Below are 22,202 nucleotides of genomic sequence, written 5' to 3' on the forward strand. Positions count from 1 at the left end.
AGTTTGTCTAGATTATAGCATACCCGGGGTGAGCCGCGCCGCGACAAGTTTGACAACGTATTCACCATTGGGGGCCTCGACGGTGCACTGATCACCCACGTGGTGGTGCAGAATCGCCCGTCCTAACGGCGATACACTCGTTAAATTATTCGGTGCAAAGTCGGCTTCGGCCGGACCCACCAAGTGATAAGTTTCACTTTCGTCATCATCGTCAAAGAGTAGCTCCACGGTTTTACCCAGGGTGGCCTCGTCATCATCGACGGGCTTCACGACCTGCCCGTAACGTGTCTGTTTATCCATGTAGCGCATCTGGCTTTCAAGGTGGCGCAGTTCACGCTTCGATTCCGTGTACTCCGCGTTCTCGGACCGGTCCCCCAGGGCGGCCGCAGCGGCCACCCGTTTGATTAATGCGGGCCGTTCCTGCTTTAAGCGTTCAATTTCCGTGCGTAAATGTTGCATTCCGTTCGGCGTAATGTCGAAGTACTCCATTGTGCATCTACCTTTCCGTCTTTCAGTACGTCGATTGTGCAACAAGGCCGGACCGGTGGCAAGTCTTTGCTAGCAAATCTTAATGTTCGCCCGTGAGCAACGGCTGCGGTTGCCGGACATAGCAAAAGGCCCCGGATTGCCGGGGCCTTACTATTAGAACAGGTTACTGAAAAATTCACCGATACCGCGGAACAAGAGCCGGAAGAAGCCAGCCTTTGCGTCTGCCGTCTTGGTCGTGACGGCGACCTTGCTACCAGCGCCATCCACGTAGCCCAAGTTGTCGCCCTTGACCTTCACGTCCAGGGTGCCTGCCGTTGCGCCACGCTTGACTGGTGCCGCCAACTTCTTGCTTGTGTACGTCTTGGTGATGTTTGCACTGGTCGTCCCCGTCGGTACCACCGTCTTCAGGGTGCGGCTCGCCGCGATGGCTACCGTCTTGCTCTTACCCTTGGTGACCGTCGCGGTCTTGTGGCCCTTAACCGTACCACCCTTCTTGACCAACGTAGCCGTCTGCCAGTTGTGCACCACGTAGCTCATTAACTTAGCCGTCTGCACGAACCGCTTCGTCGTGCCGGAACCGTTAGCGTGCAGGACCACCGTAATCATCCGCATACCGTTGATCTTGACGGTACCAGTGAAGCAATCGCCAGCCTCATCGCTCGTCCCAGTCTTCAAACCATCGACCTTGAGCTTGGAGTAACTAGCAATCAGTCCGGGTAGCATCCAATCCCAGTTGTCCATTTCCGTGGCGTCCTTGGTGCCCTTACGGAACGTCATCTTAGTAATACTCGTTGTCTTGAGGACATCCGGGTAATCCTTGAGCAAGTTACGAGCCAAAATGGCCATATCCTTAGCGCTCATCTTGTTTTCCGCATTCTTACCGGTACCAGGGACCATGTTGCTACCGAGGTCACTGTTGTTCAAACCATTGGCGTTAACGATCGTGGCGTCCTTGATGCCCCATGACTGCAATTTGTTGTTCATCATCTGGACAAACTTCGTCTGGTTGCCGGCCACCGCGTCGCCGAGTAACATTGCCGCCGCATCCGCGGAGTAAATCAACGTTGCTTGGTACAATTCCTTGACCGTGTACGTGGTGTCCGTCCGCATTGGAACGTTAGACAAGCTCCGGTTCTGGCTCAACGCCGCAAGGGCCTTGCTGGGTCTGATGGTGTCCGTCCACTTAATTTTGCCCTGCTTGATGGCCTCACGTACCAAGTAGATCGTCAGCAACTTCGACATGGACGCTACTGGCAGCGCTTGGTTTGCGTTCTTAGCGTACATAATCTTGCCGCTATCGGCGTCAATGGCAATGGCAGCCGACGCGTTAATATTGGCATCCGTGGCGGCGTGGGCCGTCGCTACTGGAACCGCAACACTAGCAACGGTGATTGCGGCTAACAGCGCCACAACCACTTTGAACAATTTCTTCATCGTAATAAGTCTCCATCTTCCATACCAACATTTTTGAGTTCACGCAACGTGCTTATGTATTCCGCACCCACGAGTGCGGTGTCACCACGACTAATTCGTGGCGCTCTGGTTACTGGTACCCGCTGGTAAACCCTGCTTTCCATTATGGGCCAACTGCTCACCAATACGCAACGGCAAATGGATCACAAAACTCGTCAATTTTGGACTTGATTCCGCGTAAATGTACCCGCCGTGGAGGGTAATGAAACTCTGTGCAATCGCCAAGCCAAGGCCAGAGCCACCCGTTTCCTGGGACCGACTTTCCTCAACCCGGTAGAACCGATCAAATAACTGGCTCAACGAATCGTTCGGAATCTCCGCCCCGTCGTTAGAAACGTGAATGATGACTTCCTTGCCGATCTTCTCGCTGTTAAGGTAAATATGCCGCGCCCCCTTGCCGTACTTCAGGGCGTTCACGATCAGGTTATTAAAGACCCGTCCCAACTTGTCGGTATCAGCCTCCATCATCAGCGGCTTCGGGTCACTATCCACCACAAACTCGATGCCGCGCTTTTCGGCTTCCAGTTCAAAGCTGGCGGCGAGCTGATCCAGCATCGCGGCCATATCGAAGCGCTGTGCGTTCATCTTGGTGGTCGTCTGCCGGGCCTTGGTGTACTCAAAGAGGTCCTCAACCAACACCTTCATCTGTTTGGACTTCAGGTAGGCCGTGTGGACGTACTTTTGCATGTCCTCCTCCGAGTGGTACTGTTTGTCCTCAATCAGCCCCAGGTAGCCAATGATGGACGTCAGCGGCGTGCGGATGTCGTGGCTGACGTTCGTAATCAGTTCGTCTTTGCTGGCCTCGATTCGCCGTTCTTCGTTCATGGATTCCACCGTGGATTCCACCAACGCGTTGATGCTATCAACCACGCGCTGCAGGTCGGAGTTCACGGCCAGGTGGATACGATGGTCAAGGTGACCATCGGCGATGTAATGCAGCTCGCTGATGACGTGGCGCATCTGCATCTGGTGGTAGCGCCGAATGAGCCGCCAATATACGATGACCGCATCGATCACACCCATCATGCCGATGAAGATGTTTTCCCAACTCCACAGGTGCCAACTGTGCTCGGGGCCAAACGCAGGGTACTCTTGATGGTAAAGATTGCCTCCTGCCACTGCGGGCTGCTAGCAATCATCTGGTTGAGCATCACCACGATGGCAAAGTTCAGCAGTAGGAGCAGGATGATCGTGACGACACCCTCAACTAGTAATTCAGATTTCTCCTTCGCGGTGAGGCGGATTTTTTTTCGCCCATATTACCTCTCCCTTACCCAAAGGGGGCATGGCCAACCACCGGGCGCCAATACGCCACACGTACTGTCCCCGAGGACGACCATCCCCCCAACGTACTTATTTAGCCTTCGACTTTGTAGCCTACGCCCCAAACAGTCTCGATGACTTTCTCGCCACCAGTGGCTTCCTCAATCTTGTCGCGCAGGTGGGAAACGTGCACCATGACTGTCTTAGCCGACACGATGGATTCCTGCTGCCAAACGCGCTCAAAAATTTCGTCCGCAGAAAAGACACGGTTGGGGTGACTAGCTAGCAGGTAAAGGATCCCGAACTCCAAAGCGGTCAGCTGAATCTGCTTCCCGGTCAAGGTCACGACTTCATGGCTATCCTTATTGATTTTAAGGGGCCCCACTTCCAGGGTATCTGGCGTCGTATTCTGCACCTGGCCCTCACTCCGCCGTAGAAGACTCTTGACGCGCGCCATAACTTCCAGCGGGTTGAACGGCTTAGTAACGTAGTCGTCGGCACCGGTGATCAGGCCCTGGATCTTGTCCATGTCGGCAGTCTTGGCGGACACGATGATAATGGGGATCTGATTATCTTTACGAACTTCCTTGACCACTTCGATACCAGACATATTAGGCATCATGATGTCGAGAATCATCAGGCAGTATCGGGATTGGTCGCTAATTTAGTAATGGCCTCTTTACCACTGTAGGCAGCAATAGGCTCGTAGCCTTCATTAGTGGCGTAAATGCTGAGTAACTGGACGATTTCTTTATCATCGTCAACGATCAGAATTTTCATAATTAGGCTCCTTATCGAAACACTTTTATAGTTTGATTCTAGCAGAATGGTTTATTAATACTACGCAACGGAGGGAGCTTAGGAGAAGTTTATAAGTGCGAGAGCGTAGCACACTAGATTAGCAGCCATAGCGTGAGGTGCTTCACCCATGATGGCTCGTACTTTGCCATTATGGGTGAAGTGACTCATGTAGCAGGCTGCTGGTTCGCGGAGCTCGTTTAGTGCGCGAGCGTAGCGCACCGGGTTAACAAGGCACTCTGACTAAAAGACCCGGGTTTGGCCATTTAGCCACCAAGAACCAAAGCGGGGCCCGCACCCGGCGGCCCCCGCTGACGGTCACGCACCGTCTACACCTTTGCTTTAACTAATAAACCGTCGCGATTCGCCCGTCCTTGTAGACATAGAACAGGTGGAGCATCTTCGTGTTGCCCTTCGCGTAGCCACCAACCTGGTAGGCCACCCGCTCGTACGCGGTCGTTTTCCCCGCATACTTAAACGTGTCAATATCGGACGACTTTTCATCCGGGTGTTTCTTAAAGTACCGCTGGACGATGGCGACTGCCGTCTGTTTACTGCCGCGATTCAAGTTCTGGCTACTACTTGAGCGCTTAGCGACCTGCTTACGGCTACGGCGCGTCTTAGACTTGTGGCTACTTTGCTTGGTCTGACTACTGTGGCTAACCTTGCTACTAACACGCTTGCTACTGGTCGCCTTGCTGCTCGAACGGGACACGCGCTGCAGACTAGCTGCCTGTGACTGGCTATTGGCGCGGTCGGCTTTGCGCGCCGCCAACGCCTGCTCTGCACCGATCCCCCAATGTGGAAGGACGCGATCGTAAGCTAATACCAGGACTAACACCAACAGCAGGGTCACCAGCACTTTGCGGGTAAAAATCACGATGTTTCGCGTACCAAAGCGGCGGATGCGGTCACTGTGGCTATTAGCCGCGCGCATGTATTCGTGGTAAAAGCGAAAAAGTACCCAGACCATCAGGACCACGATGATAATTTCGCGAAACAACATGTTATGGAAGAAAAAGTTGAATAACCAGATCCACATACCGCTAGCCCTCCGCTCGTTTGTGCTTACCCGCCTATTATAGCAAAAACAGCCCCCAGTCACTGGACCAATTGCTATCCACGCCCTTGCGGACAATAAAAAAACGGGACCGTGACAATATTTCATGCCACAATCCCGTGATGATTAGTTTAATTTACTTAACGCTGTAGTTAGGAGCTTCCTTGGTAATTTGCACGTCATGTGGGTGACTTTCACGCAGACCCGCATTCGAAATCTGCATAAACTGCGCGTTGTCGTTCAGGTGCTTAATGTCGGGTGCACCAACATAGCCCATCCCCGAACGGAGGCCACCAACCATCTGGAACAAGACGTCGCCAGCTGAACCCTTGTAGGCAACCCGGCCCTCAATACCTTCCGGCACGAGTTTGTTGGCTTCATTAACGCCAGACTGGAAGTACCGGTCGGATGAGCCGTGGGCCATTTCCATAGCACCCAGGCTACCCATCCCCCGGTAAGTCTTGTAACGACGGCCATTAAAGAATTCCATCTGGCCAGGAGCTTCGTCGGTCCCTGCCAACATCGAACCCAGCATCACGGCGTTACCGCCGGCAGCCAGGGCCTTAACGATGTCACCAGAGTACTTGATCCCACCATCGGCAATGATGGTCTTACCAACTTTGCGGGCCACACTAGCAGAGTCGTACACGGCGGTCAACTGCGGTACGCCAACACCGGCCACGATCCGGGTTGTGCAAATCGAACCTGGTCCGATGCCGACCTTGACCACGTCTACACCCGCGTCGTAAAGCGCCTGGGTAGCTTCGGCCGTGGCCACGTTCCCGGCGATCAATGTCACCTTGGGGAAGTGCTCGCGGATTTCTGCAATCTTGCGTAGCACGCCAGCGGAGTGACCGTGGGCCGTATCAATGACGATGGCGTCCGCACCGGCATCGAGGAGAGCTTGGGCACGTTCAAAGGTGTCACTAGTGACCCCTACTGCCGCAGCGACCAACAGGCGACCCTGAGCGTCGACAGCGGCGTTCGGAAACTGGGTGACCTGACGCAAGTCCTTGATGGTGATCAGACCAGCCAGCTCACCGTTGGCGTCAACCAACGGCAACTTTTCAATTTTGTGTTCCTGGAAAATGGCTTCCGCCTGTTCCAAAGTTGTGCCCACCGGAGCGGTGACCACGTCTTTGGTCATAACTTCAGCGATCGGTACGTTGCGGTCAGCGACGTAACGGAGGTCCCGGTTGGTCAAGATGCCGACCAAGTGGTGGTCATCCTTCCCAGCGACGATCGGTACCCCGCTGATGTGCTCTGCATCCATAGTAGCCGCGGCTTCTGCGACGGTCTGGTCAGCCGTAGCGGTGAATGGCTTGCCCACAACACCATTAACGGCGCGCTTCACGATGGCAACTTCTTCAGCCTGCGCCTCGATGGACATGTTCTTGTGGATGACCCCAAGACCACCCTGACGGGCCATCGCGATGGCCATGGCACTTTCCGTAACTGTGTCCATCCCCGCACTGATAATTGGGATGTGCAAGTGGAGATTGTCCGCGAGGTCCACGGATAAGTCGACTTCATTCGGGAGCACATGGCTCTCTGCTGGTATTAGCAAGACATCATCAAACGTAAACCCACGCCGTTCAAACTTGGTATCCCAATTAGTCAATTTATTAACCTACCTTTTTTTAGAATTGTAGTGAGTTTAGCACCTTCGGGCGGACTTGGCAATTATTAGCGTTATTTACGGGGATAAAGCCGAACATTAGCGAGTTATGGCAGGAGTTTAATCGCTTTGTTACTTAAGTCGACAACAATTTCCTGACTGCAAGCTTCACGTTTCTACCCGTATTCTTCACAACCAAATCATCGTAATGCGGCGCCCCAACCAATGCGTGTCACCGCCAACGTGTACTGGTCAGGCTTGACCGCCCGCTGGTTCATGGCCCGGACAAAATGGGACTTAAAATCTGCCTCCTTCATTCGGGTATTGACGTACCAAGTATCCCCGTTCACGACGCCAGTGCTTGCCAGTGCGTGTACTACTGCATAACCAGCATGTTGGTATACCTGGTGGGCTGTGTCCCTATCAGGAAACGTGACTGTCCACGTCGTTGGTGGAATTAATTTGTTCCACAAACTGCTCATCGCAATTACCTCACTTGAATAAATTTTTCCGGCTCAATTCACAAAAAGGCGCGACATCAACGTCGCGCCAAAGGGGTGATTGTAACCGAATCCTACATCGTATCAGCTAAAGCTTTGAACCACAGCGCGCTCTTCTTCACGTGCCGTTCCTGCGTATCAAAGTCTACGTAGAATAAACCGTAGCGCTTGTTGTAACCGTTGGCCCAGGAGAACTGATCCTGCAACGACCAGACAAAGTAACCTTGAACGTTAACGCCCTCAGCCCGTGCTTTCAAAACGGCCGCCATATGCTGGTCAATAAAATCAATGCGTTTATCATCCTGCATGATTTCTTCACCATGGTACTGTTCTTTCAAGCCCAGGCCATTCTCGGTAATCATGATCATGTGACTGTTAGGATATTCCCGAGCCACACGCTTCAAAACATCGTACAGGCCCTCTGGATAAATATTCCAATCCCAGTCCGTGGTTGGCACACCTGGCTTTTGTACCATTTGCCCAACACCGTGGAAGCTAAACGACGTTGTTCCTTTCTCACCGGTCCCATTAAACTGGTTACCACTAGGACCATCATAGGCCTGCATAAATGCGGACTGGTAGTAGTTCATGCCGAAGTAATCATTTTGCGTCGATGCCTCCTTCAAGATGTCCATATCACCATCCTGAATGTCTAGGTGTGCATCGTTCTTCTGCAAAATTTCGTTGATCAACGACATCGTCTCTGGGGTGTATTCACCTAAGAACGTACCGTCCAACAGGAAGCGATTGATGAACGCATCATACAAAGCCGCAGCGTGCTTGTCGGCTGCACTATCAGTGATCGGGTAAATTGGCTGCAAGACATGAATCAGGCCAATACGCCCATCGAGATTAAGCGACTTGTACAGGTTAACTACTCGCGCGTGAGCCAGCAATTCGTTATGCTCCGCCTGAATGGCGCTTGTCACGTCAAAGTGGTGGTTAGGCGGGAAGTTACCAGCAATATACTGGGATAGTGCCAACGAAATCAGTTCATTGATTGTGAACCAGTTCTTAACCTCCGTGAATTCCTTGAAGCAGAACTCCGCGTACTGAACAAAGTAATCAATGTTCTTACGGTTCAACCAGTCGCCATCATCAAACAACGTCTTCGGAGAATCAAAGTGGTGCAGTGATACATAAGGCGTTAACCCGTGATCAAGACACTCCTTAAATAACTTATGGTAGTACTCGACCCCGGCCTGGTTTGGCTCACCATACCCTTTGGGAAAAATACGCGTCCACGCGATGGAAACCCGAATCGCATTCAAGCCATATTTCTGTGCCAGCTTAATGTCTGTCGGGTACCGGTGGTAGAAATCACTAGCCGGATCGGGTGCAAAACGTCCTTGCGCCTTTAGGTAGTCATCCCACATCGTTTTGCCCTTGCTATCGGCTGTGGTGGCACCCTCAACTTGATAAGCAGCCGTGGCACCACCCCAGATAAAGCCGTGGTGTAGACTAGTCACTCGATTTAACAAATCAGACATGATTAATTATTCCTCCTTATTAAGCAGTCGCTGGTGAATTTGGTGTATCTGAGCCGTCATCGTTACCGCGTAGTTTGTTGATAATAAAGTCGAGGGCTTTGTCCGCGTGCCGCGTTAGGTCAATGTACTGCTTACCAGTAGTCGTAATCATCTTAACGTTAGATGCATCAGCTTCAGCCTTCAGTGAATCACGCATCGCGTCCATTTGTGGAGCCAAAACTACGACATCCATGTCGGGAAGCAAATCACCATGTGCACCGTAAGCTGCCGCAGCAGCTTCGACCGGTAAATTGTCTTCCTTCGCCATCTTGTTCAGCGAGTTGGCCAAAATACCACTAGTACCACCACCGGCACAAATAACCATGATGTTCAGGTTCTTACCGTCCTTAGTCATACTCAGCGGAATTTCGCCGCTATCAATTTCAACTGGTGTAGCTTCAGTAGCCGGAGCGGTGCCATCAGCAGCAGCCGCAGCTTCTTCAGCAACCTTTTGCGCATCGTAAACCTTGAAGAATGGGTAGTAACATGCAAAGTCTAGTACCAAAATCAACACAATGAACAGTAATGACAACATCGCGAACCCGGTACCCATGAAGATACCAATTGGACCAGGCGTCGTCCAAGGCAGGTTGTAGATGAAGGCATTCATACCTAAAACATCAACGAAGATCTTGAACAGCCATACATTCAAAATTGGTGTGATGATAAATGGCAGGAAGAAAATTGGGTTCAGAATTAGCGGGGCACCAAACAGAATTGGTTCGTTAACCCCGAACGAAACAGGAATCGCCCCGGCACGCCCGACCGCCTTTAGTTCCTTGGACTTAGACATCAAGGCGAACATGTAGGTGATAACCAACGTTGCACCAGTACCACCGATCGTGGCGATAAAGTATTGCGTACCTTGTGCCAGAATGTTGGTTGCGTGTGCGCCGGCCTGGAATGCGTGCAGGTTGGCTTCAACGTTGGTCAGGTAAATAGCCGTAACCGCTGGTTCAACAATGGATGGACCTTGAATACCGATGAACCAGAAGAAGGCCATCGCGCCGTAAACAATTGCCAGACCTAGGTAACCATCGGCCGCCGTAAACAGTGGTGATAGTACCTGGATGATCCATGCAGCCAGGTTGGTGTGCGTAAGTGTCCGGAAAACAACATCAAACAACCAGAAGAACGTCGTGGCAAACGCAAACGGAATGATGTTAGTGAAAGCGGACGAAATGTTTTGTGGGACTTGTTCAGGCAACTTGATGGTGATGTGGTGCTTGAAGCAGACGTAGTAGATGTTTGGTACGATAAATGCTACCAGGAAGGCACAAATCAAACCCTTAGTGCCCATGTAGGCCGTGTCAAAGTAAGCACCAGTCTTAGTGGTGAAGGGATCAACGGCGACCAGCAGGAAGCTGATTTGGGCCCCAAACATAACCGCAGCTTCAGGCATTTGGTCCACCTTTGGTAACCGTACGTTCTTGCTACGAGTTAATGCCCGCGCAACGTTAGCGGCTGCCATCAGTGATAGCACACCCATCGAGAAGTTATAGACTTTATTTAGTGAATCACTCACCGCCGTAGGCCAGTAGAATCCCCAGATATTTGGCACGTCGGCTACCAGAATAAAGATACTTGAAAAGATAATGATTGGCATTAACGAGATAAACCCATCACGGACCGCCTGCAAATAAATGTTGGCAGACAGTTTCTTGAAGAACGGTTGGGCTTTCTCGATCTGTTTAACAATCCAGTTCATAACGAAACCCCCTAGGTTCAAACGAGTGGATTAAACGTGTTCTTTGAGACCGAGTTTCTGTTCAATTTTGGCAAGACGTTCATATTCATCAATGAAGTAGGTAACCTCATCCTTCAGCATCATTGTGGTCATCAAAGTATCCTGACCGTGAACCATGATGAAGGTAACATCAAGATCCTCACCACCAGCCTCTTTACTGAGCAACTTAGTCTGCTCATTATGGGCATCGTTGATGGAGGATTCCGAATCCTTAACAAATTCACGTGCCTTATCAAAGTCACCTGCGCGGGCGCTATCTAGTGCGTGCAGCAACGCCGTTTTGGCATCACCTGCATACGCAACAATTGCAAAACCAGTCATTGAAATTTCTTCTTTTGTTGCCATATCAATCACTCCTTACAAAATTTTTGTGGCTTTTCCCCAAGCAATCTCTGGATGTGAATAATGAAATACAGACGCTCATTATTGCTAATACCGGCAAATAGTTCTGCCTAATCCGGTTAAATATTTCCACACCAATTGCATAAGATTGGGGATACATTCGCTGGTAATCCTCTTCTACTTCGGGCGCTAGTTGCGTCTGGTCAGTTTCTAGGTGCCTAATGCGATCAACCAGATACTGAAGGTGAATCATGAATCGGTCATAGTAATTACCATTCTTCGCCGAGCGGTAAATGTTGTGATGATTCAGTACATCTAACACGATGTTGTTCACGGCTTCAGTGGTATCCCTTCCAGCGTCACTAGTATCGTCATCAGCAGTGGCAGCGTTAACGTCACCTGAAGCATTAATGAAATGTAACGCCAAGCTGCGTACCTCTGACTCAGGAAAATTAACCTTCAAGTTACGCTGAATGATATCCAACGCGACGTCAGCCACCGCGTACTCGTGTGGGTAATGCTGCCGCAGGTCCGGAACCATAGTTTCTTTGTAAGTTCCCGCCTGCATACGCGTGTAAGCACCTAAAATGTGGTCGCTAAGAGTGATGTAGATATAATCAAGAATCCGAACATGAAACCTGCTTCTTGCCATGTCGATAATTTCATACGTCGTCGTCACTACATCAATGGGAATATCTTTGAGTAAGAGAAATAAATTTTCACGAGCAGTTGCAGTGTTGAGATAAAAAAATCTTTTCCACCCGGTCGGCCGAAACCGGATCACCCTTCCGCTTGTTAAAAGCCACACCTTTCCCCCTCACAATGGCTTCCCGATGATCATCAATGTTAACTAAGGCAGCATTGTGATTTAACACTTGGGCTATGCGTAGCATTTTTCTCATCTCCGTTCAAAAAAAATGACAATAAAAAAATGACCACAAACCGAGCGCTCATGCGCCTTTGGTTCGTGATCATGCCTGACTTAACAGTAACACTCACTAATATTCCTATCGACAACATTAGTGTAGCGCTTACATCATTTTTTTGTAAACGCTTTTTTTAGCAAAAAAAACATTGCCTGTAGGTGACGCTATGCCCCACAATGGGGCGTAAATTCAACATTCGTATAACTTTGCTTGTTTAATTTATAACATGCGCGAGGATATCCAGACAACGGACCATTACCGTACTTAAACCATCAGGCACCAAAAAAAGCGGCTGCCTGATGGCAACCGCTACATTGATCATCATTACCGCCGTGGTAGTGGGGCAAAGAAGCTGCGCAGGTGGTAGCGCGACTTCAACAGGTAGTGAATCCCGTAGGCGACGACCGCGAGGATAAACAGGCCCCAGTTGTTCATTGGTGACGTCAAGAACGACTTCACCACCGTCAGGTAGGATGATGCCAGGGAAGCAAAAATAATCAGGATAATCCCGCCGATAGCAATGAACCAGAACTTTGGCCGTTCGCCCTTGGGGGTAAGGCTCCACTGGGTGTAGTACGTGAACACCAATGCCGCCACAAACGACATAATAACCAGTGAGGCGAACCCACCGCCTTGGCTGCCCGATACCTTCGAAAAGCTACCAATCAAGCCGTACAGAACGGCAAAGATGGCCAGAAACGTGAAGCCCAGGTCGGCCGTTGAAATCCAAAACGGCTGCTGCTGAATGGGATCGACTGCTGTTTTGGACGAGGCAACTTTGTTCCCCCGCTCCACGGCCGGGCCAAACAGTTGCACTGCCGGCTTACCTTCACGCTGACCCTTCAACATCTCCGGCAGCATCTTCTTTAATTCTGCCGTTTCCTTGGCGTCGTCAGCGCCGCTGTCCTTCATCGACCGGCGGAACTTGACCACGTATTCTGCGTTCTTCTTCGTCAGTTGTGCCAACATCTCGTCGACCGTTTGTTCCGGCTCCGTTGGCTGCTGTTCCTGCTGCTTTGCTTTTTTTTGCCACTACTCTGCCCTACTTTCATTACCGATGGTTACTACGTCATGCGCTCAGGTACGTGCCAGGCTGGCTACCGTATGGAATGGAAATGAGTGCCATAGGCCTGCGCAACCTTCTACACGTTAAACCTAAACTCGATGATATCCCCGTCCTGGACCTCGTACTCCTTGCCTTCTTGGCGGAGCCGGCCAGCCTCGCGGACCGCCGCCACGCTGCCGTACTTATCCAAGTCGTCAAAGGACATCGTTTCCGCCTTGATGAACCCGCGCTCAAAGTCCGAGTGAATGATGCCCGCAACCTGCGGCGCCTTCATCCCCCGCCGGAACGTCCATGCCCGGGTTTCCTTACCGCCGGCCGTGAAGAAGGTTGCCAGACCCAGTAGGTGGTAACTAGCCTTGATTAGCTTGTCCAGCCCGGATTCATCCACGCCTTCGGAAGCCAGGAAGTCAGCCTTGTCGTCATCGTCCAGCTCACTAATTTCCTCTTCGGCCTCGGCAGCCAGGGCAATTACCTCAGCGCCTTCCTTCTCGGCCTGCGCCTTAATGTCCGCCATGTACGGACTCTCATCCGGGTTCGCCATGTACTCTTCAGCGATGTTGGCCACATACAGCACGGGCTTGCTCGTGAGCAGGAACAACCCCTTCACAATCTTCTGTTCGTCCTTGTCAAAGTCGATGCTGCGCACTGGATCACCGTTTTCCAATACCGGCTTGATCTTCTTCAGGACCTCAAACTCGGCCTCGGCGTCCTTGTCGTGCGCCCGGGCCGTCTTCTCAACCTTGGCGTAACGCTTATTCACACTGTCCAGATCCGCGATGGCCAACTCCATATTAATGGTGGCCATGTCGTCGATGGGATCGATCTTCCCGTTAACGTGGGTGATGTTGTCGTCATCAAACGCCCGCACCACGTGCACGATGGCGTCCACCTGGCGAATGTTCTCCAAGAACTTGTTCCCCAGGCCTTCACCCTTGCTGGCACCCTTCACGATCCCGGCAATGTCGGTAAATTCAAAGGTGGTGTGGATCACCTTCTTGGCGGGAATCAACTCATCGATGCGGGCCAGACGACTATCTGGCACCTCGACCATCCCCACGTTAGGATCAATGGTGGCAAACGGGTAGTTAGCCATCTCGGCCCCCGCCTTGGTAATTGCGTTAAACAGGGTCGACTTGCCGACGTTCGGCAACCCGACGATTCCGGCTGTAAGTGACATGACAATATTCCTACTTTCTCTTGATAATCTGTAACTGACCAGTACGTGGCGGCACTATGCTTGCGCGTCGTGCTCTGCGTGCTGCAAAACCTTCTTCAGGCGCTTCTCAAAGTCGCGGCGGCTCATCATGACGATGTGGCCACAACCCTGACACTTCACCTTGATATCGGCACCCATGCGAATAATTTCCCAACTATTGGTGCCACAAGCATGCGGTTTTTTTCATTTCCACAATATCGTGTAAATCGTACATATACTCGTACCTCCACGCGCCTTAATCTAGGTTTACATCTAGTAATGCTAACACACGGTTTAGGTCTGCTTCACTTTCAAAGTCAATTTCGATCTTACCCTTACCCTTCTTGGTTTGGGCAATGTTGACCTTGGTCCCAAAGCGGTCCCCTAACTGGTTCTCACTGGCCCGCACGTACGGCGACTTCACCACTTTGCGCGTCGTCTTGGCCGGCGTCCGGCCATTAGCATTGGCCTGGGCAATCAGCTTTTCCAGTTGCCGTACCGTCAACCCCTCGCTGACCGTCTTCTTGGCCATCGGCACGATTTGCGACTTCCGCTTCAGGCTCAGCAGGCTACGCGCCTGCGCCATCGACAGGTCACCGTTGCTGACGAGCTTCTTGACCGCCTCGGGGAGCGACAATAGGCGGAGGTAGTTGGCAATGTATGGCCGACTCTTCCCCAACGCTTGCTGACCTCGGCCTGGGTGATGTTCAGCTTCTTGATCAGCGTATCGTACGCCTGGGCTTCTTCGATGGGTGACAGGTCCTCGCGCTGCAGGTTCTCCAGCACGGCGACTTCCATCATCGACTCATCGTCAAAGCTGCGGATGATGGCCGGGATGGTATCCTTCCCCGCCAGCTTGGAAGCCCGGTACCGCCGTTCACCGGCGATGATCTCGTACCCGTTAACACTTTCACGCACGATAATGGGCTGGAAGACCCCGGTTTCCTTGATCGACTTAGCCAGGTCGTTTAGCGCGTCCTCGTCGAACGTCCGCCGGGGCTGATACGGATTGGGCCGGATCTCGTCCAGCTTGATTTCCGTGACCGCGTCCATCTGGGGTTCCTGATCCTCGAAGTTGCTAAAGATCGCGTCGATCCCGCGACCAAGCCCCTTTTTGTTCTTGTTATTCGCCATGAGCTGCAAGCACCTCCCGCGCTAAATCTTCATACACTGCCGCCGCCCGTGACTTCGGGTCAAAGTCCACGATGGGCTGCCCGTAACTCGGGGCCTCCGCCAACCGGGTCAACCGCGGAATAACGGTGTGGTACACCTTATCACCAAAGTGGGAGCGTACTTCCGTGATGACCTGGTTGCCCAGCTTCGTCCGGGCGTCAAACATCGTCAGTAGCACGCCTTCAATTGCCAAATCGGGATTGAAGTGCTTCTGTACTAACTTAACCGTGTTCAGTAACTGGCTCAACCCTTCCAGGGCGTAGTATTCACTTTGTACCGGAATGAGAATCGTATCCGTGGCGGTGAACGCGTTAATGGCCAACTGGCCCAATGATGGTGGGCAGTCAATCAAAATGTAGTCATAATCCGCGCGCACGGGTGCCAAGCCTAACTTCAGGCGCATTTCGCGCGCCATTTGTGAAGTCAGCTCAATCTCCGCCCCTGCTAACTGGATCGTCGCCGGCACAATATCCAATCCCGGGTGATCCGTGTGCAAAATTGCGGAGGTGATGGGCTCCTCGTCCACCAAAACGTCATAAATATCTTTTTCAACGCGGGGCTTATCGATACCTACCCCGCTGGTTGCGTTACCCTGCGCGTCAGCGTCCACAATCAAAACGTGTTTGCCGGCGTTCGCGAGGCACGCACCCAGATTGACGGTCGTCGTGGTTTTACCCACACCGCCCTTTTGGTTCGCCACCGCAATTACGTGTGCCATGTTGACCTCCAATTCAAACCGTTAACTTTACGCATCCTGTCATGCTGTATTTACTATTTGCTCGTTTGTGCCTTGGTGGGACGGTTCGTAGCTTTGGCAGCTTTGCCATCCGTCACCTGGGCATCAGGAATTTCAATAATGATGCGGTGAATGCCGTCTGCGTCCTCTTCACGCATCGAGGCGTTCATCCCCGCCTGCTGGACCAACTTGAGCGACTTCTTGATGGTGTTCACCGCCACCCGGGCGTCCTTGTTCAGCGTTGACCGCCGTTGGGCTTTCTTGGCCGTCTTCTTGGCTGGACGGCCCTTACCGGCATGGTTGTCCACCGCGTCGGGATTGAGGATGCTTTGCACCAGCGCCTCGGTCTCCTTAACGTTCAGGCGATCCGCCGCGATGCGGTCCAAGACGTGCTGCTGCTGGTGATCATCCAACTTAAGCATCGCCCGGCCCTGCCGTTCCGTAATGGAACCATTCATAATGGCTGCCTGGACCGGCTGGCTGAGTTTGAGCAGCCGCAACTTGTTGGCCACAAACGACTGGCTCTTGCCGACCCGCCGCGCGATGCCCTCCTGGGTGATCGCGTTTTGGTTCATCAAGTCCGCGTACGCCTGCGCCTCTTCGATTGGCGACAAGTCTGCCCGTTGCAGGTTTTCAATCAACGCCATGGCGGCCGATTCGTCATCAGCCATTGTGGTCACGATGGCGGGAATCTCCGTCCAGGCCAGTTGCGTGGTCACCGCCCGAAAGCGCCGTTCACCCGCGATGATCTCGTAGTGACCCGGTTCGTATTCACGCACCACAATGGGTTGGAGTAGCCCGTGCTGCTTGATTGTTAGTGCTAGTTCATTCAGTGACTCTTCCTGAAACACTTTGCGCGGCTGAAAGCGATTAGGCACAATGGCGTCCGTGGGAATCTTCCGAACGACTTCACCGTCAGCTTTTTGCGGTTAAAAAAAGTTGAATGCCATGCTTACTGTCCCCCAATTGGTTGTTTTGCTGGTGTTCCGGGCTTACGCGGGTACTTCTTCGGCGTCCGTACCACTTTGTCGATGACCACGAGGTGCCGTGGGGCCTCCTCGACGGGTAACGTCAGTGCCCGGTCCGCAACCACATGACCACCCAGAATCTTGATGGCCTTATCGGCTTGGGCCAGTTCGTTAGCACCCTGGGCCCCCTTCATCGCAATAAACTTGCCACCCAGTTGCACTAACGGCAAACACAGTTCCGCCAGTACGTCGAGAGCTGCGACCGCCCGTGCGGTGACCAACCCAAACGATTCCCGGTCGGGTGATTGCTTGCGCCCAAATTCCTCCGCGCGCGCGTGCACAAGGTGGACACCGTCGAGGTGGAGCCGTTGGCAAAGTCGCTCCAGAAAGTCGATCCGCTTTTGCAGGGAGTCCACGATGGTGACCTCCAAGTGCGGGTTGAGGATTTTCATCGGTAACGACGGGAACCCGGCTCCGGCGCCGACGTCACACAGCGTGACCGTGGTCGTCCATAACTCCGGAAATTCCAGTAAGGGCGTGACCGAGTCGTAAAAATGCTTGAGATAGACATCACCCTCAGCAGTAATGGCCGTCAGGTTCATCTTTTGGTTCTCTGCCACCAGGTACGAATAATATTCGGCAAATTGTGCTTGCTGCTCGGCGCTTAATACCACGTCAAACCGTGCCAATGCGGCCGCAAATTCTTCTGGATTCATTGCCGTCTCCTCATCGTCTAAAATTTTAGCTATTGCCCGCTACAACAGGCTTTGTGAACAGATAATTGTGGAACACCTACGCGTTTCACGTCATGTTCAATTTTAGCCCACCCAGCATGCTTTAACAACCCGCGAACGCGACTCCGGACAGTTTCACGTGAAACATATCCAGACGACAAGCGCAATCACCATGATGAGACGCAACGGGAACTGATGTGACCCCCATCACTGCCGTTGAGGAACAAAAAAAACGGCCCGTAGCATGTGCTACGAACCGTGATTACATTTATGCTGGCACCGCAACGTTGACCCGCTGCTCGTGCCGCTTGACGATCATATCAGCAAACGCCCGTGCGACGTTCATGTTCCGCAATAGCGGACCGTGAGAGTAGCTGCCAAAGGTCTGCTTGTACCGCACCCCTTCAACGCCTTCCTCCGGGTTATTACCGAAGCCTTCCACCACCTTACCGAACGGCCGTAACTTGTCTTTGTCATCAAAGTAGGTACACCCGCTATGGTTTTCAAAAGCGGTGACCGTGCCAAAGTCCGTTTCGTACTTGGTATCCCCGATCATCCGGGCCTCTGGACGGAACACCGTGTGCAAAGGCAGGATACCCAGACACTGAATGGTAGTACCGTCGACCATTTCGTACTTGGTACCCAAGAACTGGTAGCCACCACAAATACCCAGCATCGGGTAGCCCGCCTCGATGTACTTAGTCAGCGTGTCTTTGAAGCGGCTAATATCCTTGGCCACCACGGTCTGTTCGTAATCCTGCCCACCGCCGAAGAACACAAAGTCGTAATTGTCCGCATCAAAGTCGCGACCCAGACTCACGTTATCGACCTGCACGGTATACCCGCGCTGTTCTAACAGGTAACGGAGAATCTTCACGTCGCCACTGTCACCGTACGTGTTCATCAAGTCTTCGTATAGGTACGCAATCCGTATCGGTTCAGCCATTATGATCCTCCTCGAGTAATTTATTCCGTCATTATAACACGCGTGGGGTGCGGAAGTTAGTGGGCCCTGCTGAGTGGGCGGGAGCACTATGGCTTGGTGAACCGCGCCACGAGGATTGCCGGCTGCTGCCAGGTATTGAAACGAGCTCGCGCTTTCTAACCGGCCCGCGCCGCTTTCTAAAAATAAAATAGTCAAATATCAGAAAAGTGACGGACTTTTGGGACAACTGCATATAAACTATGGGCGTGGGGAAAAATAACGCTCTGGGTAGGAGGTGTGCCTAATGGATACCGCAACTTTAACAGTTAAACAAGCTACCGTTGATCACTATCACCGCGCGTTACGCCAACTGCGGGAATATAACATGATTAGACGAGCAACCGTGTTATTACGGGACGCCTCGGTGAGTGCCGGGATCACCGCCGAGTTGGACCGCATGGCCGCAGACGTGCTGAGTGATTACAATGAATCAAGACTGTTAGTCAAGTATGGGGAAATGAATGCCGGATTACACTTGTCACACCGCCTCCCCCTCGTTGATCCGCCACAAAATTAAGCAAGTACCTAACGCGGCGGGTACGGGGTCCCGCCGGTGTGCACACCAACTTTGCGGCAGGTATTGACAACGTAAGGGCGCCCGGTAACCGACGCCCTGGGGACACCGATAGATGACGGGGTCCCTTTTTGGTAGGTGTCACTGCACTTCTGGTACCACTACACTCATCCAAGCAAAGCAAAGTGGCGTCCCACAATAACCTTTGTAGGACGCCACTGTTGTTATTGGCCTAATAACTACTGCTGGAACTGTCGCTAGTGTTCGTGCTGTCAGTATGCGTCGTATTACTGGTATTTGTCTGGTTGTCGCTTGTACCCAACCAGTTTTGGAACTGGTTGCTATTTAATAACGGAGAATTTGTCACAATAAACTGTGCGGCTCCCGACTCGGCGTACTGTGAGGTCACCCACGTGTTTTGTACCAACAACAAGAGTGACAGCACGATGAAGATTGCAATGTAGTGAAAAATAACAGCCACAATGGCGCCGCCGAGGCTATTCGCCTGCTTGATCACCGGAATCCACGTAATATGCCGCGACCATTTGGCCAGCAGATGAATCAAGAACCGGCCGGCCACAATAATCACGATAAACGCCAGGGCTTTGGTGCCAAAGCCGACATCCGCGCCGCCCAACGCCATCGCTACTCGCTGATAGTTCGCAATCGCAAACACCCACAGAATCACGTTGCCAATCATCGAAATAATCGTTATTGCTAGGCCCTGCCGCCAACCGGACACGCAGGCCAGTAGCAGCCAGATGATGATAATAATGCTCAAAACCACGCGGAATTACCTCCTTGTCACCCTAGCCACGCCCAGCTCATCGCCAAGGGTTTACTCCCATTATGCCCATAAACCCCACCGCTGCGTAGAGTTTGCTGGTAAATTTATCAATTCGGCAAACATCGTGGTCATCCGTACAACACGTTTTGACATTAAAAAGGGCCTACCCCGCGGTAGGCCCAACACTACTATTCGTTACTCACCGTCATTCAACGGCACAATGGTCGAAAAATCATCACTAGGCACACGAATCAGCGAGAAGCGGTCGCCCGTCTTGCCGGCACGCAGGCCCAAGCCATTCAGGAAGTTGCCCTTGTAGCGCGCCGTAATCGTGGCAACGAACGCTTTGTCCGTCTGCCGGTCCATGCTAGCGAGCTTCTTGGCGTGCCACGGGAAGTGTGATGCCTGCAGGTTGAGGATGCCACTACCATCCGACACCGTCGCGTCGTTGCTGTTGACCTCAACCTTAGCGTTTTCCACCCAGTACGTGTAGTGCATCAGCGAGTTTTTACCCGACCCGGACCGCACCTCAACGTAGTACGAATGCTTATCGTCCGTCTGTAGTACCAGCGGCTGGTACTTGTAGGATACCGTTGCCTCCGCACTATTCGTAAAGTTCGTCGGACGTAGCCAGGCCGCGTAAACCAACCCGTACAGGGCGGCCAAAAAGACGACGACCTCAACTAAATCAATCAGTATGGTCCTCCCCGAATGGTGCTGACCGTGAACCACGATCATCTTGAGGTGCCGTTGCCGAATGTTGATAACGATAAAAATGAGGTAAACGACCAGAATGATCCAGGCCGCCACACCAATAAAGTTCCATGCGTTCATGGTTCTTCCTCCCAGAGTGCGTGTTTATTGCTCGTGATCAAGCTTAGCCATTGCCGCTTGCCCGAGTAGGTTCATAAAGTTCCACGGACGGTCAAAGTTGGGGTTAAAGAGCATATCCACATACCCCAAATCATCCACCGTATTTTTATTTTGAATCATGACCGAAATCAGGTTAGCGCACATTGAGATGTCTAACTTACTGTAAAACTGCCCGCCCAAAATCTGGCGGTTCGACCGCCGAAACACCAAGGTACCATCAATCGTGGTCGTGGTGGGCATAAACTCCGGTCGGTAATTGTCCTTAAATTCAACGTACTCGACGTCGTCAAAGTACTTGCGGGCACGAGCGTAAGTCAACCCGCTAGTCGCCATGTTGTGCTCCAAAATGCTCAACGCGCTAGTTGACTGCGTCCCCATGTACTGAATACTACCGGGTTGCACGATGTTCGCGCCAGCAATCTTACCCTGGCGCACAGCGTTGGTGGCTAACGGCGCGTAGGCAAACTGCCCGGTGGGGTTAAACCGCACCACGGTGGAGTCGCCGGCCGCATAAATATCCGGATCACTCGTCTGCATTTCGTCATTAACGATGATTGCCTGGCTGCGATCCAGGTCGACCTTGCCGGCCATCAGCTCCGTCATGGGCTGGAAACCGACGCACAGAATCACGATGTCGGTCTCAATTTCACCCTTGTCGGTGCGAATGAACACCTGCCCATCCTCATCGCCGTCAAACTCCAAGACGTGCTCACCGTCATGTAGGTCAACCCCGTGCGCACGGAGGTCATCCCCGATGACGCCAGCCAAGCCTCGGTCCACGTAATGACTGAGCAAACCGTGACGGCCATTGACCAGCAGCACGTCGTGGTGTCCCTGCTGGGCAAAGGAACTTGCAATCTCCACCCCGATATAACCACCGCCAACAACGGCGATCCGCTTGGCGTGATCCGATGCGGCTTTGATTGCGAGGGCGTCCTTGTAGTTTTTGCACAGGTAGACGTTCTTGACGTTGACCCCGCGAATAGGCGACGCCACCGGATAGGAGCCTGTCGTCACAATGAGCTTGTCGTATGTGTCGCTGAATTTCTTACCGGTGGCCAGGTTCTGCACCTCAACGACTTTGCGGTGCGTGTCCACCGAGGTTACATCGTGGCGTAAGTGTACACCGACGTGCAACCCCATGGCTTCTAGTTCGGGACCCGTGGCGTAAAAAAACGTCACGGAGATCCCGCACTACACCGCCTAGGTAGAGATAAATGCCGCACGATAAAAACGAAATATCCTCATTGCGTTCGTACACCGCAATCTCCGTACTGGGGTCACGGTTCAATATTTCCTGGACTGCAGCCGTACCCGCGTGGGTACAACCTATCACAACCACTTTCATACACTGGTGCTCCATTCGCTCATTGTGAACCACATTTATCCGTGGCTACGCACCCAACGCGGCCACTTTCCTCGCTAT

The 22,202-nt window shown here is 52.4% G+C and carries 17 protein-coding genes and 6 pseudogenes; 1 reads left to right on the forward strand and 22 read right to left on the reverse strand.

The genetic code is table 11. From position 1 onward, the window contains the following. Positions 1–12 precede the first annotated feature (12 nt). The 19 genes and pseudogenes from greA to JCM13996_RS05410 form a co-directional block, all read right to left on the reverse strand. Complete coding sequence (gene greA / locus JCM13996_RS05320; protein ID WP_054750254.1) at positions 13–489, reverse strand: transcription elongation factor GreA; 477 nt, start codon at positions 487–489, stop codon at positions 13–15. Positions 490–642: 153 nt separating this feature from the next. Then, positions 643–1,923, reverse strand: coding sequence for a D-alanyl-D-alanine carboxypeptidase family protein (locus JCM13996_RS05325; RefSeq protein ID WP_054750255.1), 1,281 nt, complete (start codon positions 1,921–1,923; stop codon positions 643–645). A gap of 90 nt (positions 1,924–2,013) precedes the next feature. Further along, positions 2,014–3,206, reverse strand: a pseudogene (locus tag JCM13996_RS05330) (sensor histidine kinase). A gap of 113 nt (positions 3,207–3,319) precedes the next feature. After that, a pseudogene (gene croR, locus JCM13996_RS05335) lies at positions 3,320–4,005 on the reverse strand (response regulator transcription factor CroR). Positions 4,006–4,369: 364 nt separating this feature from the next. Next, positions 4,370–5,065: a hypothetical protein gene (locus JCM13996_RS05340; RefSeq protein ID WP_054750257.1), complete on the reverse strand. Its 696-nt coding sequence runs from the start codon at positions 5,063–5,065 to the stop codon at positions 4,370–4,372. 154 nt (positions 5,066–5,219) lie between these two features. After that, on the reverse strand, positions 5,220–6,704 hold the full coding sequence (guaB, locus tag JCM13996_RS05345) for an IMP dehydrogenase (RefSeq protein WP_054750259.1): 1,485 nt from the start codon (positions 6,702–6,704) through the stop codon (positions 5,220–5,222). A 197-nt stretch (positions 6,705–6,901) separates the two neighbouring features. Continuing rightward, on the reverse strand, positions 6,902–7,183 hold the full coding sequence (locus tag JCM13996_RS05350) for a hypothetical protein (protein WP_054750260.1): 282 nt from the start codon (positions 7,181–7,183) through the stop codon (positions 6,902–6,904). Positions 7,184–7,275: 92 nt separating this feature from the next. Beyond that, positions 7,276–8,691: a 6-phospho-beta-galactosidase gene (lacG, locus tag JCM13996_RS05355; protein WP_054750262.1), complete on the reverse strand. Its 1,416-nt coding sequence runs from the start codon at positions 8,689–8,691 to the stop codon at positions 7,276–7,278. A gap of 19 nt (positions 8,692–8,710) precedes the next feature. Further along, positions 8,711–10,438, reverse strand: coding sequence for a PTS lactose transporter subunit IIBC (locus JCM13996_RS05360; protein ID WP_054750264.1), 1,728 nt, complete (start codon positions 10,436–10,438; stop codon positions 8,711–8,713). A 30-nt stretch (positions 10,439–10,468) separates the two neighbouring features. Beyond that, complete coding sequence (locus tag JCM13996_RS05365; protein ID WP_054750266.1) at positions 10,469–10,822, reverse strand: PTS lactose/cellobiose transporter subunit IIA; 354 nt, start codon at positions 10,820–10,822, stop codon at positions 10,469–10,471. A gap of 5 nt (positions 10,823–10,827) precedes the next feature. After that, a pseudogene (locus JCM13996_RS05370) lies at positions 10,828–11,712 on the reverse strand (PRD domain-containing protein). 357 nt (positions 11,713–12,069) lie between these two features. Further along, positions 12,070–12,714 (reverse strand): DUF1129 domain-containing protein, encoded by a 645-nt coding sequence (locus tag JCM13996_RS05375; RefSeq protein ID WP_054750268.1) that lies wholly within the window; start codon positions 12,712–12,714, stop codon positions 12,070–12,072. Positions 12,715–12,887: 173 nt separating this feature from the next. Then, positions 12,888–13,988 (reverse strand): redox-regulated ATPase YchF, encoded by a 1,101-nt coding sequence (gene ychF, locus JCM13996_RS05380; protein WP_054750270.1) that lies wholly within the window; start codon positions 13,986–13,988, stop codon positions 12,888–12,890. Between the two features lie 54 nt (positions 13,989–14,042). Further along, positions 14,043–14,241 (reverse strand): annotated as a pseudogene (locus JCM13996_RS05385) (DUF951 domain-containing protein). A 21-nt stretch (positions 14,242–14,262) separates the two neighbouring features. Further along, positions 14,263–15,140, reverse strand: a pseudogene (locus JCM13996_RS05390) (ParB/RepB/Spo0J family partition protein). After that, complete coding sequence (locus JCM13996_RS05395) at positions 15,130–15,897, reverse strand: ParA family protein (protein WP_054750272.1); 768 nt, start codon at positions 15,895–15,897, stop codon at positions 15,130–15,132. Before JCM13996_RS05395 ends, JCM13996_RS05390 begins: the two are co-directional and overlap by 11 nt. A 53-nt stretch (positions 15,898–15,950) precedes the next feature. After that, positions 15,951–16,793, reverse strand: a complete 843-nt coding sequence (noc, locus tag JCM13996_RS05400; RefSeq protein ID WP_439646471.1) for a nucleoid occlusion protein — start codon at positions 16,791–16,793, stop codon at positions 15,951–15,953. A gap of 74 nt (positions 16,794–16,867) precedes the next feature. After that, positions 16,868–17,599 (reverse strand): 16S rRNA (guanine(527)-N(7))-methyltransferase RsmG, encoded by a 732-nt coding sequence (rsmG, locus tag JCM13996_RS05405; protein ID WP_054750274.1) that lies wholly within the window; start codon positions 17,597–17,599, stop codon positions 16,868–16,870. 286 nt (positions 17,600–17,885) lie between these two features. Next, complete coding sequence (locus JCM13996_RS05410; RefSeq protein WP_054750276.1) at positions 17,886–18,563, reverse strand: type 1 glutamine amidotransferase; 678 nt, start codon at positions 18,561–18,563, stop codon at positions 17,886–17,888. A gap of 283 nt (positions 18,564–18,846) precedes the next feature. Between JCM13996_RS05410 and JCM13996_RS05415 the strand changes: the two genes are divergently transcribed. Then, positions 18,847–19,119: a hypothetical protein gene (locus JCM13996_RS05415; RefSeq protein ID WP_054750277.1), complete on the forward strand. Its 273-nt coding sequence runs from the start codon at positions 18,847–18,849 to the stop codon at positions 19,117–19,119. 229 nt (positions 19,120–19,348) lie between these two features. Here the strand turns inward: JCM13996_RS05415 and JCM13996_RS05420 are convergent, their stop codons facing one another. The 3 genes and pseudogenes from JCM13996_RS05420 to JCM13996_RS05430 all read right to left on the reverse strand — a co-directional run bounded on the left by JCM13996_RS05420 (position 19,349) and on the right by JCM13996_RS05430 (position 22,124). Then, positions 19,349–19,903 carry a CvpA family protein gene (locus JCM13996_RS05420; RefSeq protein WP_054750280.1) on the reverse strand — a complete coding sequence of 185 codons (555 nt, stop codon included), beginning with the start codon at positions 19,901–19,903 and terminating at the stop codon, positions 19,349–19,351. Between the two features lie 195 nt (positions 19,904–20,098). After that, positions 20,099–20,737, reverse strand: a complete 639-nt coding sequence (locus JCM13996_RS05425; RefSeq protein ID WP_054750282.1) for an LVIS_2131 family protein — start codon at positions 20,735–20,737, stop codon at positions 20,099–20,101. 24 nt (positions 20,738–20,761) lie between these two features. Beyond that, positions 20,762–22,124 (reverse strand): annotated as a pseudogene (locus tag JCM13996_RS05430) (FAD-dependent oxidoreductase). Between the last annotated feature and the right edge of the window lie 78 nt (positions 22,125–22,202).

The organism is Lacticaseibacillus thailandensis DSM 22698 = JCM 13996 (assembly GCF_001312865.1).
In the GTDB taxonomy this organism is placed as follows: Bacteria; Bacillota; Bacilli; order Lactobacillales; family Lactobacillaceae; genus Lacticaseibacillus; species Lacticaseibacillus thailandensis.

Bases quoted from the DNA above. Each gene is read 5' to 3' on its own strand.
- JCM13996_RS05425 (WP_054750282.1), bottom strand. From the start codon at position 20,737: ATGAACGCATGGAACTTTATTGGTGTGGCGGCCTGGATCATTCTGGTC.
- JCM13996_RS05410 (WP_054750276.1), bottom strand. From the start codon at position 18,563: ATGGCTGAACCGATACGGATTGCGTACCTATACGAAGACTTGATGAAC.
- lacG (WP_054750262.1), bottom strand. From the start codon at position 8,691: ATGTCTGATTTGTTAAATCGAGTGACTAGTCTACACCACGGCTTTATC.
- JCM13996_RS05415 (WP_054750277.1), top strand. From the start codon at position 18,847: ATGGATACCGCAACTTTAACAGTTAAACAAGCTACCGTTGATCACTAT.
- JCM13996_RS05340 (WP_054750257.1), bottom strand. From the start codon at position 5,065: ATGTGGATCTGGTTATTCAACTTTTTCTTCCATAACATGTTGTTTCGC.
- greA (WP_054750254.1), bottom strand. From the start codon at position 489: ATGGAGTACTTCGACATTACGCCGAACGGAATGCAACATTTACGCACG.
- JCM13996_RS05360 (WP_054750264.1), bottom strand. From the start codon at position 10,438: ATGAACTGGATTGTTAAACAGATCGAGAAAGCCCAACCGTTCTTCAAG.
- JCM13996_RS05375 (WP_054750268.1), bottom strand. From the start codon at position 12,714: ATGTTGGCACAACTGACGAAGAAGAACGCAGAATACGTGGTCAAGTTC.
- JCM13996_RS05350 (WP_054750260.1), bottom strand. From the start codon at position 7,183: ATGAGCAGTTTGTGGAACAAATTAATTCCACCAACGACGTGGACAGTC.
- ychF (WP_054750270.1), bottom strand. From the start codon at position 13,988: ATGTCACTTACAGCCGGAATCGTCGGGTTGCCGAACGTCGGCAAGTCG.
- JCM13996_RS05325 (WP_054750255.1), bottom strand. From the start codon at position 1,923: ATGAAGAAATTGTTCAAAGTGGTTGTGGCGCTGTTAGCCGCAATCACC.
- rsmG (WP_054750274.1), bottom strand. From the start codon at position 17,599: ATGAATCCAGAAGAATTTGCGGCCGCATTGGCACGGTTTGACGTGGTA.
- JCM13996_RS05365 (WP_054750266.1), bottom strand. From the start codon at position 10,822: ATGGCAACAAAAGAAGAAATTTCAATGACTGGTTTTGCAATTGTTGCG.
- JCM13996_RS05395 (WP_054750272.1), bottom strand. From the start codon at position 15,897: ATGGCACACGTAATTGCGGTGGCGAACCAAAAGGGCGGTGTGGGTAAA.